The organism is Pseudarthrobacter sulfonivorans (assembly GCF_024391045.1).
Classification (GTDB): domain Bacteria; phylum Actinomycetota; class Actinomycetes; order Actinomycetales; family Micrococcaceae; genus Arthrobacter; species Arthrobacter sulfonivorans_B.
This window is the reverse complement of record NZ_JANFCZ010000030.1, coordinates 34367-47636: the sequence shown is the minus strand read 5'-3', so window position 1 is coordinate 47636 and position 13270 is coordinate 34367. Positions and strand designations below refer to the sequence as shown.

The following is a 13270-nucleotide window of genomic DNA, read 5'->3' as shown; positions in this document are numbered from 1 at the left end:
GGTTTGGCACCCACTGGAGTCGAAGATATATTCACAAGTGCATAAGTCTGTTGAGAACGTATATTCGATAGAACCCGGCATCTACTCTAAAATTGAGACGTGATCAAGGCAGGCTCCGCGGAGGACTTGGACCGGATGATGGCGCGCACCGAAGCCGACCGGGTCCGTCCGATGGATGACACCTCCCCGATCCGGGACTTCCCGAAGTACAACCGGCCCCTGGTACAGGTCGGCAGCATCTTTGGCAAGGCCCTGGGCTGGTCAGGCAGCTACGGACTGATCGAGCGGCTGGATGCTTCCGAGAAATATCACCTGGCCTGGGCACAGCCAGACAGCATCAAGCGCGTGGCGCACGAACTATGGAAGGGTAGCCGTGGACTCTAGTTCGGCATCATACGATTCAGACATGTCGGATCGTGCTGTTAGGCTCCGGTCATGAGTCGATGTACAGCACCCCGCCAGGGGCACAGATCAGCAGCAGCAAGGGCCAACTGCCCCTCGTGCGGAGGCAGGGGCTACGGCTACTCCGCCCCTTCCTACTACACGCCCCAGCCGAGCTACTCACGGAGTAGCAGCGGCGGAGGATCCGGCAGCAGTGCCGGATCGGGCGTCAAAAGGACGCGTCCGCGGTGGTCACCAAGTACCTCGACCGTTTCCTACACTCCGGCCGAAGTTCAGGCCCTCACGCCGGCCAGGCGTGCGGTCGAAGCCCGTGCCGGCCGACCTGAGCTGCGGGACGTTTTCCTTTGCCACGCATGGGATGACCGGCGCCGCGTCGCTGCGGAACTGAATGATCTGATTGAGGCCGCAGGTGCCTCAGTCTGGTTCAGCGAGAAGGACATCGTGCTTGGCCAGCCGTTCCTTCGGGAAATTGACAAGGGGTTGGCGAAGTCCCGGACCGGCATCGTTCTCGTCACCCCGGCCCTGCTCAAGCGCATTGACGGCGGCGGTGTGTCCGATAAGGAACTCTCAGCACTCCTGGCGCGTGACATGCTGATCCCCGTCGTGCACGGCACGACGTACGAAGAACTCCGTGATGTGAGCCCCTTGCTGGGATCCCGGAACGGCCTGGACACAACGGTCGATTCGCTGGAGGTTGTCGCCGCGAAAATCGTAGAGCTGGTCACAGTGGAGGATGAGGTCGTAACGGTGTAGCGGGTGCGGAGCACTCATAGGTGAAATGCGGGGTGCCTCTATGTTTTTCGTCAAGCGGCTGAGGGTGTCCGTGGTGCGTAGAAAGTGCCGTCTCTGAGCATGGCGTAGAGGGTGTCGCGGCGGCGGGCGAGGGCGATGAGGGCCTGGTTGTGTCGTTTGCCCTCGGCCCGTTTCCGGTCGTAGTAGTCCCTCGAGATGTATAGTCTGAGTAGAAATATGTGTGATGAGATGGGTTTTGAACTCCCGCCTATACCACCGTCAGCCCCGGCAATTCAGTAAGGACTGAGATGGAAATCCAGGAACGGCAGCTCCGTAAACGCCTCAAAGAAGACTTCGAACCACACATAGTCATGACAGATGTAAAAAACCATCAGGAAGACGAGCAAGCGAAGTTTCGTACTTCCCGTGCGCTGGCCGCGCTCACTGTAGCTGATAGGGCTAAAACTACCGCCGAAGACTCATGCGCGTCCGTTGTTGACGAGTCCGGCGACGCCGGAATAGATGCGATATATGTATCTCAAATGCGCGGTGAGATTTACCTGGTACAAGCGAAAACATCCGCAGGATCCCCGAGCCCCACCGAAGTTATGAAGTTTGCCAACGGCATCAAACGTTTTCTAGATTGTGATTGGCAGGCTCTAGGTCCGAAAGCCAGAGGGCGTGCTTCCGAGTTTGAGGACGCGCTTGAAAGCAGCAAAGTCATTGCAGTCTTTTCGCATCTCGGTGTTCAGAAGCCGAATGATGACGCCAAGGCTGAAACTGATCGGCTAGTTGCGGAAGTCAACGCCAATGGGGAGATTTTGGAGTTTTCCTATGAAGGACTCCGTGAAAACTTTGAACGCAGGAACACGGCGCTGAATCTCGGTGCCCCCGACCACGAAGTTGAATTTGAACGATGGGTGACGATGGGTGACTATCGATCGGAGATCATGGGGATCGTTGCTGCAGACCAGCTTGCCGAACTGGTGGACACGTTTAGCGAGCGTCTCTTCGACAAAAACATTCGGTCAATTCTAAAAGCGACTGAAACGAACGAGACGCTGCATGAGACATTAAGTTCGGAGCCATCGAAGTTTTGGTACTACAACAACGGAATTACAATCGTCGCGGAATCGATCAGCTGCGGTCGAATTAACCCACGTGCCACCGATGAGCGGTTCAGGTTGAAAGGCTTAAGTATCGTCAACGGCGCGCAGACATCTGGTGCACTTGCTCGTGCGAAAAGAAGCGGCATTGCGCTAGAGGATGTCAGGGTTACCGTTCGCGTAATTTCGACAGCGGGGCACGATGCTGACTTCGGAAAACAAGTGACGCGCAAAACTAATACTCAAAACCAAGTCACAAACCGGGAGTTCGTTGCGCTGGATCCGTACCAGCTAGAACTGAGCGAGATATTGCATGCCGAGGGAATTCTTTATACTTTCCGTAGTGGCCAGTCACTTGAAAGTGAAGAGCATAAATTTGCGTTTGATCTCGAGGAAGCTACGCGCGCGCTGGCTTGCCTCTCAAGCATTGACAACGCAACACGTGCCAAGCGTGAATTGGGTCGAATGTGGCTCGACATAAAAGCGAACCCGTATCTCGAGTTGTTCCCACGAAACCTTGAGCCCGCAAATATGTACAACGCAGTGCGTTTTTGGCGCAGTTTTGGAATGGCACTCGACAATTTCAGCAAAACCCTTGAAAAGCGTGGGGCGAACATAGCGAAGAACTCCTTGTACATGGCCTGTGCGTTGTTTATGCAGACGGCGCGATCAAAAGGCGTAGCTTTCTCGAATTTTGAATGGGATGTCGAGGGATGGATTTCGGACAACACCCCAGATATTGAGCGCCTTGTGGGCCTCATCGTCGATACGCACGAGGTAGAGAACTCAAGTGGACATGCGATGGCGTTCTTCAAGAATCAGCAAAAGATGGCTCTATTTTCCAGACGCGTTGGACTAGAATTCCGCGCAGTTAGCGCGGCCACTTTACCTAGCGCCTGAGGGTTCCGCCCAGACTGTTGGGCAGTGGCATTCGCTGCGGCTGCATAGTCTCGGCGGGCACCCTGAAGACAGCGCTTGCAATGCCCGTCGGGGTTCCGTGGTTTCATAAGCGTCTGCTATGACAGCTTTAAAAAGGTTACCGCTGATGCATGGACAAATACCGCGAATCTCAGCTGCGGCTGGTTGCGTTTGCGGCCAGCGTGAAGATCAGGCAAGCCAAGCTCGACAAGGCAATGCGGGGTAGCCGTACTCGCTGTAGAGCAGAACCAGAAGGCCTTAGATCCAATGGGGGCCAGCTCCCGTGGGCCAATCAGGGTGCCGGCTGGGCCCTGGTGGAAGACTTAGTTGGGGGAGAATTTGAAGGCGATTGCAGGCACTGTTTTGGTTTTGATGGTCCTCGCAGGGGTGTGGGTCGGCACCGCGTGCTGTACCCAGTCCTTCCCCTACTGCCACGTCTGAGGATATTTCCCTTCCGGACGTCGGGGGAAAGACTCTAGCTAACGCTGTGATTACCCTCAGCTCCGCGGACGTGGACGGGAAATACACGTCAGTCGGTTCAGGGGACTTCGACAGCAACTTTGTGGTCTCATCAGAGCCCAGCCCCTGGCAGCACGGTGACCAGAAAAGACTTGGTCTTTCTCCAGTTGAAACCCAACCCGGCTAATCCGCCCAAGCCCTCACCGACGACCACGCCTTCCGCGATACCCAAGCCGACGATCACAGCGTCGCCTCCTCCGCCCCCACCGCCGCCGGCACCGAAACAGGGCCACGTGACGTACGTCGTCGAGGCAGACGGACCGATCGGTACCATCATTTACACGAACTTCGTCGGGAGCAAGAAGGGCCAGGAACAGTCATCGGACGAAGTCTGGGGGCCGGTGGAGAAGTCCCATGACTTCTATGCCCTCGGGTTTGAATCCAGTAACGAGTTCTGGTCGCCCGGCGTCATCGCCCAGGCCGGAGCAGGCACGAGCAGCATCACCTGCCACATTCTGCGGGACGGCCGGGAAATTTCCAAGCAGACATCAACTGGCCAATACTCGGTCTTTACGTGCAACGTTGGCGGCTAAGGGCCTCGCAAAATCGAGCTCACTTATCCGACGCCGCCTCATCAGAAGTTGCAGGCGGCGAGGGGGCACGAGAGCTGTCTGTCAAGGCGCACAGTCGGGCGAGCACACGGCGCACCACACCGGGCGACTGGGCGCTGTGATTACCCCGGGGGCCCGGCATGAATGCGCAGCTACACCGGCCAACTACGTGCAGCCAGTCAGGATCAGGACGAGCGGGTCACCGGGGTTTTATGTACCCACCCAGGACGCGATCCATGGCTCGGGGTCTCGCCCCTCAGGGTGGCGGCACCGCCACTCATCCCAGAGCCTTCCGATGAAGGTTGTGTTTTGAGGCAACGAACGCTGAAGGTTGTGTCTTATATACCTATTCTGGACAATAGTCAAGACTGCTGCTTGGATTCTCGTGGGATCTGTGGTTAGCTCTCCCCATTGACCCTGCACCACAGAGAGGTGGTAAACCGATGGGCACCATGGAAGGACACACACAGCTGGCGGCGGTTCGGCCAGACATGCTGGCCGCGTGGAGTTACCAGTCAGATATCCCGGGGCGATTAAGCCGATACCAACAGGCGGGGGGACTTGCGGCGGCGGCCAAGGCCTCTGCTCGAACCCGCGACGGACATTGTCGGACCTCGTGTGTACGGTGCCCGCATGACCGGTGAATCAGTAGATCCGCGACAGCGCCAGGCAGTGGGCGCGCTGCGCGACGCCGTGAACCGGATGCTACGAGCGGGAGACTCTCACCGGCCGTCTCCGAGTCGCCGAGGAGGAGAGCAGTTCTCTCACGCAGGACCTCACAACCTCAGACGGCCGAGTCGCGGAACTCGAAGCCGAAACTGGAGCGGGTTCAAACCGACGCCGAGCAAGCGGCTGCCCCACGCTGCTGAACTGTCCGCCGAGCGGTCACGCGCTGAGGCAAATAGAAGCAACACGTCCCGCGGCGGGCAGCTGGCGGCGCTGACCTGGGCTTCATCGACGATAGGAGTGCGGCATGGCAACTGACATCGAAGGCGGTGTCGCGCGCATTGAGGCTGCCCTCAACACGCCGACCCTGAAGCTGCTCGACCGTAAATCCGCCGTCATCGCCATGCCACTGCTGTCGGCTGTCTTCCCCGACGATTCCCAGCCCGTTCCGGTCGAACAGCTGCACACCCGGGTCGAAGCCCTGCTGGACGAGCTGCGCGCGGGCGGGTACACAGTGCCGTCAACGGGTGGCAAGGCCCTCGCCATGCAGTGGGTGCGTGAGCGGTGGCTGTACCGGGACCCAGGGCGCGGGCAGGAAACCTACCAGCTCACCGGCGACGCCAGGCAGGCCCTGGACTATGTGATCCGGGCGAGCCGGACCCAGCTCAACGTCTCTGTGTCGCGCATCGAAACCATGCGGCGGGTCATCTCGGACGCCGCCCAGGCAGCCAACCCGGACCGCGAGGAGCGCAAGCGCCGGCTCGCCGAAGAGATCGAGATCCTGCAGGAAGAGTACGACCACCTGGCCGCCGGCGGCGAGCTACGGGAATCCTCGGAGGCGGAGCTGTCCGAGCAGTTCTCCAACGTGCTCCGCGAGCTCGACGGCCTGCCGTCCGACTTCCGCCGGGTCGAGGAGGCCGTGCGGGAGATGCACCGGGGCATCACCAAGCGGTTCCGTGAAGAAGAGCGCCCCGTCGGGGAAGTGGTCGACGATTACCTGGCGCAGGCGACCAGCCTGCTGACCGGCACGGCGGAAGGCAGGGCTTTTGCCGGCGCGCTGGAGCTCCTGCGCAAACCTGACTGGCTGACCAGGCTACGCTCCGACCTGGAAGCCATCCTGGCCCACCCCGGGGCCGGCCGACTCCTTGCCGATGAACAGCGCCAGATGCGCACGGCAGTGGAGATCATCCGCCGCGGCATCGCCGACGTCCTGGACCAGCGCCAGCGCCTCACTGCCACCCTCCGGGAACACATCGAGAACTACGACCACATCCGCAACCGCGAGCTCGACATGGTCCTGCGCGGCATCGACCGGGAAATGCGGGCCTGGATGCAGTCGGCACGCGCCCGCGACCACGTCGGTGTTCAGTTGATCCCGCCGGGCCTGGACATCGCGGCCCTGCGCTTCAAGACGTACGACCCGGACAGCCAGCGCGCTCCTGAACCGCTCGCGGACGTCTCGGATGAGGCGCCGGCGGCGCTGTCCCTGGAGGACATCCGCAGGCAGGGCGGCCCGTCACTGGATCAGCTGCGCCGCCGGATTGAGGAAAAAGCCGCCAACGGGGAGCTTGAGTCCGCAGCGGAACTGTTCAACTCCCTGCCCGGGGACCTCCGCCGGCCGGTCGAGATCCTCGGGCTCCTGCACCTTTTCACCGGGCTCGGGGCCGTTACCGATCCCGACCAGCGCGAGGCTGTGACGGCAGTACGGCCTGACGGCAGCACGCGCACATTCCTGATGCCGTCCGCCACGATCCAACCCGCAGGGGATGCGAAGGACACTGATACCGAAGGAGCACGCCAATGACGGACGTCGCCGAGATCGACGAAGACTCCGTGGACCCCCTGGACTTCCTGTCCGAGGACCCGCCGGCCGGGGACGAGGACGGCGCGGAGAGCTCGCTGTCCATGTTCGAGAGCGATGCTTCGACCCTGTTCCCGGACCAGCGCAGATGCCTCCATGCGCTCCTGAAGCACCGTTACCTCTCGGCGGAGCGTCACCCCGACCACTGGCAGGTTCTCCTGGCCAACGAGGACGTGATCCGGGGCCGCCTCAACGAGCTGTTCTTCGAGCTCTTCATCGACCGGGGCCACCAGATCGTGTTCAAACGGCAGGCGGTGTCGGAGACGGGTGATTCGCTTCCGTCGCTGCTGCGGGACGTGTCCCACACGAAAGAGGAGACCATCATGATGGTCTACCTGCGGCAGAGGCTCTTCTCCCAGCGTCAGGAGGGCGAGGACTTCGTCTTTGTGGACCGTCAGACGCTGCTCGATGAAGTGGCCGACCAGCGCCCCGAGCACACGACCCACCGCGCCATGGACCAGAAACGCACGCTGAAGGCGATTGACGGGCTGGCCACGGCCGGCCTGCTCCTGAAGACCGCCGACCCCGACAGGTTCCGGATCTCTCCCATCATCGAGATCCTCATGCCGGTCGAGAAGCTGCGCACTCTGTGGACGTGGCTCGTGGAGCAGAACGGCACCGCGCCGGAGCGTGACAGCCCCAGCGACGGCACCGACTACGACGGAGTTGAAGAAGACGATGAACCTGACCTGCTGACCGACCTCGGGAAAGACAAGGCATGACCCTCGAACTGGAAATACCCGACCTGCAGGTAGCCGCGGCGGAGCACGCCCAATGGCGGGTCGAGGCCCTCCAGATGGTGAACTGGGGCGGCTTCCACGGCCGCACCGAGGTGCGGTTTTCACCAGGATCCACGCTGTTGTCCGGAGCGAGCGGCACCGGGAAGTCAACGGTCCTGGATGCCTACATCGCCCTGATGATGCCCTCCAACACTCCGTTCAACGGGGCATCCAACGACGCCGGGGGCCGGGCACGGTCGGCGGAGCAGCGGAACCTGCTGACCTACCTCCGCGGCAAGATGGACGCCAACCGGGTCGACGGCTCCGACGAGATGCTCGACCTGGTGCTGCGCGGTGCCGGCATGACGCCGGTCTGGGGTGCCCTGGCCGCGACCTTCGTCAACGATCAGGGCCGGCGCTATACGGCGATGCGAATCTACTTCGTCAAGGCCGGCGCGTCCGTCAACGGCGACGTCATCACGACCTTCGCCGCCTACGAGGGCTATTTCGACACGTCCAAGCTCGCGCCGCTGGCCGCCAGCCGCTTCGACAAGCGGGCACTGAAGGCAGCCGTACCGGGGCTGGCGACGTTCAACACCTTCTGGGAATTTGAAGGAACCCTGCACACCCGCCTCGGCATCGGCGGCGCCGACGGCGGCCGCAAAGCCATGCGGCTTCTCGCACGTCTCCAGGCCGGGATGGAGGTCAAACGGGTGGACGGGCTGTACAAGACGATGGTGCTGGAGGAACCCGTTACGTACCAGGCCGCCGACCAGGCGATTCTGCATTTCGCCAATCTGGAGGCGTCGTACTCGAAGATGGTGGATGAAGCCAACAAGGTCAAGGTCCTGCAGCGCCTTCCCGCCCTCCAGACGGAGCTGGCGGATGCCGAAGCAAGGGAACTGCTGATCCGCCACTTCGGCGCCGACGACGATGGACCCTCATCGTTCCGCCTGTGGAAGCTCCGCGCCGAACGCGGCCTTCTTGACGACGCGGTGCTGGCGAACCGCCGCGACCACGCCGCGGCCAGCCGCGCCTTCGCCCAGGCACAGTCCGACGAATCCGAGTACGGGGCGCGCCTTGTACAGATTGCCCGGGACAAGGACGCCAATGGCGGTAGCGCGATCGAGGAACGCCGCCTCAAGATTGCGGACCTTGAGAGCAGCCGCGACGCGGTCTACCAGGCGAATCTCAAGTTCCAGATGAAGACCGAGGCCATCAACCTCGTTGTGCCCGAGACGGCCGGGCAGTTCGCCGAGGCGCAATCCGCCGCCGCCGACTTCCTGTCCGGTTTCGGTGCCCGCGAAAGTGCATTGGACGAGCAGGAAGGGCGTGCCCGTGAGGTCCTGGCTCCGCTCACGGCCCGTCGCACGGACCTCATGGAGGAGGCGGCATCCCTCACAGGCAGAACCGGGATGGTCCCGCGGGGGCTGCACAACGCCCGGCTGCGGATGGCAGAGGCGGCGGGCCTGGATCCGATGCGTGATCTGCCGTTCGTCGCGGAGCTCATTGATCTCCTGCCGGGGGAGGAGACCTGGCGCAAAGCGATCGAAACGACGCTCGGCGGCCTCGCCCGGACGGTGCTGGTCGACCGTCACACCCGTGACCGGCTGTCTGAAGCCATCGACGGAGTTACGATCAGGCCGCGCATCCAGTACCAGGCAGTGACCCTGGCCGAGCACGAGGATTGGCGCGGAGACCCCACCCGGATCTCGGGCAAGCTCGCGTTCCTGGACTCGCCGTTCTCACGCTGGGTTCAGGACCGGGTAGCGGGCAGCGGCATCGACCACCTGTGCGTGGCCGACGCGGCAGCACTGGCCGGCGCCGGGCCGCGGGTGACTAAGTCCGGGCAGACCCGTTCGGGGGACCGGGGCGCCCATGGAGAATCAGGTGAGGGCAACATCATCGGGTTTTCCAACGAACGCCGACTCAAGGACATCGCGGAGCTGCTGGCCGAGCTGGAGCCGGAGATCGTCGAGACCAACGTCCGAGTCCGGGACGTACTGGAGAGCCGGGCCGACCTGCGGCGGCAGCGGGACGCTCACCTGTTCGTCCAGGACAGCAACTGGGCCGCCATCGACCACCTTGGTATCGACCGGCAGATCGCAGAGCTTGAGGACGCCATCCGCGGGCTGCGGACCACCAACGCGATCCTCGATGCGCTTGAAGCCGAGGGTGAGCGCATCAGGCCCCTTCACAGGCAGGCGAACCGGGACAGGGTGCTGGCAGAACGTGATCTGGAGAAGCTGCAGCCCGACTGGAGCTCCCTTGTGACGCGGCAGGACACCGTGCAGGCCGCGGCGGACGACATTGTCGACCGGCAGACGGCCACGGTTACCGAGGCCCAGCAGGAGTACCTGGACGAGCTGTTCACCAGCAACTGGGAGGCCACGAGCCTGAAGTCATTCGAGCAGAGCATCACAGCCCTGCGCAGGCGGCTCAGGGAGGAATCCGAGGCTGCCCGGCGCAACGCAAAGAGTGCGACCAACGCGATGGTGACCATGTTCGAGGCGTACAAGAGCAACTGGACCGAGAACAATCTGGGCACCACCGCCGACTCGGCCGACGGCTACCGCGAGATCCTCGACCGGATCCAGTCCGAGGGGCTCTATGAACGCCGCAACAAGTGGCGGCGTGAACTAGCTGCGTGGTCCAGCGATGACCTGCTGCGGCTCAACGACGCCTTCGACACCGCCCTGGCAGACATCGAGGACCGTCTCCTGCCGATCAACAGGATTTTGGAAACGCTGCCGTTCGGGAACAAAGGCGGCGTGCTTCAGATCAGCCTCCGCCGGCTTCAGAGCGAAGACCTCGGCAAGTTCCGCCGCGGCCTGCGGGAGTTGTCCTCGGGCCTGGCCCTGGAGCTCACCGAAGACCAGATCGAGGCGAGGTTCAAGAAGCTGAGCGAGTTCATGGCCCGCATCCGCATCCCGGAGGGCCACACCAAATCCTCGACGTCCCAGCGCGACCGCTACCTCGATGTGCGCCAGCACGTCGTCATCACCGCGGCGTGCCTGGACAAGGACACCCGCCGCGAGATCGCCACCTACGACTGGCTGGTTGACAAGTCCGGCGGCGAAACCCAGGAACTGGTGGCCTTCGTCGTCGGGTCGGCCCTGCGCTATCAGCTGGGGGACGAGACCCGCTCCCGGCCCACGTTCGCTCCGGTGTTCCTCGACGAGGGGTTCGTGAAGGCGGACAGCGAGTTCGCGGGCCGGTCCGTCCGGGCCTGGCAGAACCTGGGGTTTCAGCTCATCATCGGCGCCCCGCTGGACAAGGTCACGGCGCTTGAGCCGCACATGGACCTGCTCCTGACCGTCACCAAAAACGCGCGGGGGTACTCGTACATCAGCGATCTCCCCGACGACCCTGGAGCCGGGGGCGGAGCATGAAGACAACGCAGGCCGTAACCGAAGACATCCGCCGTCGGCTGAGCGGGAAGTGGCATAGCCATCTCGTCGGGGACGAGGCTGCGTTTCCGCATGCCTTCGCCCTGGGCCGGCCGGCGGCAGCAGACCTTCGGGCCGACTACTCCGCGGTGCACGCACAGACGGTGCAATTGCAGGACTGGGCAAAGGCACACGAGGTAGTCCTCGACTACGAGAACCGCACAGCAAAAGGCGGGACAACGCAGTTGGTTCCCACCCACGCGCGGGTGGTATCCATCGACCATGCCGCGGCCCTCGCAGCCGGAGACTGGGCCGACAGGCTCGCCCGTGCCCGCCTGCGGCTCGGCGTCCTGCGTGATAAGTATCCGCCCTTGGACGACGTCGGGAAGACGCTCCGTACCCTCGACGCATACGGGGAGGTCGATTTCGGGCTGCTCCTGTCTGTCGCTGACTGGTACCGGGGGGACCCTGGCCGCGCCAACCTCGGTGTGACCCCGCGCCAGGTCCCGATCCCGGGCGTCCATGCGAAGTGGCTGCAGTCCCACCGCCGCGGGGTTCAGGCGCTCACCGGGCTCGAGGACCTCGGCCTGCTGCCGGGCCACCCGCCCCGAATCCACTTCACCTATCTCGACCCCGGCCACCTCGCCGCCGGCGGGCGTGTCCACGACTCGGCGACGGCCGGCGACAGCTTCGCACCGGCCTACCTGCCCGAGGTCGTGGTCATCTCGGAGAACAAGGACACCGCAATCCACTTCCCGGCCCTGGCTGGCGGCATCTCTGTTGAGGGGGTCGGCAAGGGCGGGAAGACGCCCGCATCATTCCCGTGGATCCGTGATGCCCCCGTGCTGGTGTACTGGGGCGACATCGACCGCGACGGCTACGAGATCCTGGACGGCTACCGGGCCGACTTCGGCCGCGACATCGACTCGATCCTCATGGGCCCGGAGGACTACGAGGCCTACGAGATCTTCGGCACCGACCTGGACCAAACAGGCAGGGCGCTCCAGTCCGGCAGCCCGAGGCCGGCGGAGAGGCTCCGCCCAGAAGAAAGGGAGGTGTACCTGCGTCTCCTCGATCCGCAGCACACCGGCCACCCGCGCGTCGAGCAGGAACGGATCCCCCTCGCCAGGGCGCTGGAAAAAGTCGAGGTGGTCTGCAGGAGGATGGCCAGCCGCGACGCTCATTGACCTCTACGGAGTATTTCGGCGCCCGAAGGTGCAGACCGCCGGAACCGTGCCCGACGGGCCATACCGGGTGGCCTTGTCAGGATGGATCCCTGCGAAGGGCAACGCCCCCACCTCCATGCCTTCTACGCCAGTTGCCCTCACAACTAATGTCGGTCCATCCCGTTAGAATCCGGACACCCGCTACAGTCCCGCCGAAAGGACCCAGGTGCCTCGCCGCTTGACCAACGAAACAGCCACCGCACGGCTGCTCAAATGCGGCTATGAGGCCGTAGAGGACTATCCAGGCAAGATCATGGGCCCGTGGCGGGCGGTGCATCTGGAGTGTGGACAGGAAGTCACACTTCGTCTGGATCCTGTGGAACGGGGACATGCGCCACGCGACTCATGCCCGTGTTATACGGCAAAACGAGTGGCGGCAGAGCAACGCACGCAAAGCACCAAAGCGGCTGCCAACGCGGCCAAGGCTGCCGCGGGGATGAGTGCAGCCTGCTGGGAACCGCTGGAACCGTACCCGGGATCCCACAAGGGCTGGCGCAGCCGGTGCATGGACTGCGGCTCCGAGAGCTCGCCCTCATTTCATAACGTGTCTCAGAGCGCAGGCAGGTCAAAGCTGTGTCGGACCTGCTCCGGACGGCCACCACTCACCGAAGATAGTGCCAGTGCAGTCATGTTGGCGGCCGGCTGGCGGCCGCTGGCACCTTTCCCCGGACGGCTTGATCCATGGTTCTGCGCCTGTGTGACCTGCGGACATGAGAGTACGCCCAACTACACGGTCACAAAGCAGGGCAAGTCCCGGTGCACGAAGTGCGCAACACAGGCCAGGGGCTTGAAAGCCATGCAGGAGTTTCAACCTACGGCCCTGAAGACCATGCAGGACATGCAGTTGCAGCCACTCGAACCGTATCCCGGCGCGAACAAGCCTTGGAAGTCGCGGTGCCTCGAGTGCGGCAGCACAGTGAGTCCCTCATGCACAAACGTTGCCCTGGGAATCCGGGGGTGTTGGACATGCTCGCGCCCTGTCCAGGCCGCCGCCATACGGGCAGGCAAAGCCCCCGCAGCAGAGGCCAGGGTGCGCGCAGCGGGTTACACACCCGTTGAGCCTTATCCTGGCATGAAAGTGCCATGGGCATGCCTCTGCCGCTGCGGCCGTGAAACCTCTGTCTGGACTTCAGTAATGGGTGAGGGAAGCCGCGGATGTCGATATTGCTGCGAGGGCGGCT

8 protein-coding genes and 1 pseudogene are annotated in these 13270 nt (G+C 63.0%); 8 read left to right on the top strand and 1 reads right to left on the bottom strand.

Annotated features, from left to right (window positions below):
• Positions 1-99: 99 nt before the first annotated feature.
• Positions 100-384 (top strand): hypothetical protein, encoded by a 285-nt coding sequence (locus tag NQJ30_RS16675; RefSeq protein WP_255771232.1) that lies wholly within the window; start codon positions 100-102, stop codon positions 382-384.
• Between the two features lie 51 nt (positions 385-435).
• Complete coding sequence (locus NQJ30_RS16670; protein WP_255771231.1) at positions 436-1155, top strand: toll/interleukin-1 receptor domain-containing protein; 720 nt, start codon at positions 436-438, stop codon at positions 1153-1155.
• 50 nt (positions 1156-1205) lie between these two features.
• Here NQJ30_RS16670 and NQJ30_RS16665 read toward each other — a convergent pair.
• A pseudogene (locus NQJ30_RS16665) lies at positions 1206-1349 on the bottom strand (IS110 family transposase); the annotation flags it as partial.
• A gap of 93 nt (positions 1350-1442) precedes the next feature.
• On the opposite strand from NQJ30_RS16665, the gene NQJ30_RS16660 reads away from it, so the two are divergent.
• From NQJ30_RS16660 to NQJ30_RS16635, 6 genes are all read left to right on the top strand, one after another.
• Entirely contained in the window at positions 1443-3140 is a 1698-nt protein-coding gene (locus tag NQJ30_RS16660) for an AIPR family protein (RefSeq protein WP_255771230.1), read from the top strand.
• 770 nt (positions 3141-3910) lie between these two features.
• Positions 3911-4210 carry a hypothetical protein gene (locus NQJ30_RS16655; RefSeq protein ID WP_255771229.1) on the top strand — a complete coding sequence of 100 codons (300 nt, stop codon included), beginning with the start codon at positions 3911-3913 and terminating at the stop codon, positions 4208-4210.
• Positions 4211-5201: 991 nt separating this feature from the next.
• Positions 5202-6698, top strand: coding sequence for a DUF3375 family protein (locus NQJ30_RS16650; RefSeq protein WP_255771228.1), 1497 nt, complete (start codon positions 5202-5204; stop codon positions 6696-6698).
• Positions 6695-7477, top strand: a complete 783-nt coding sequence (locus tag NQJ30_RS16645; RefSeq protein ID WP_255771227.1) for a DUF4194 domain-containing protein — start codon at positions 6695-6697, stop codon at positions 7475-7477. Before NQJ30_RS16650 ends, NQJ30_RS16645 begins: the two co-directional genes overlap by 4 nt.
• Positions 7474-10866 (top strand): ATP-binding protein, encoded by a 3393-nt coding sequence (locus tag NQJ30_RS16640; protein ID WP_255771226.1) that lies wholly within the window; start codon positions 7474-7476, stop codon positions 10864-10866. Before NQJ30_RS16645 ends, NQJ30_RS16640 begins: the two co-directional genes overlap by 4 nt.
• Positions 10863-12050 (top strand): Wadjet anti-phage system protein JetD domain-containing protein, encoded by a 1188-nt coding sequence (locus NQJ30_RS16635; RefSeq protein WP_255771225.1) that lies wholly within the window; start codon positions 10863-10865, stop codon positions 12048-12050. The genes NQJ30_RS16640 and NQJ30_RS16635 overlap by 4 nt, the downstream gene beginning before the upstream one ends.
• Positions 12051-13270 lie beyond the last annotated feature (1220 nt).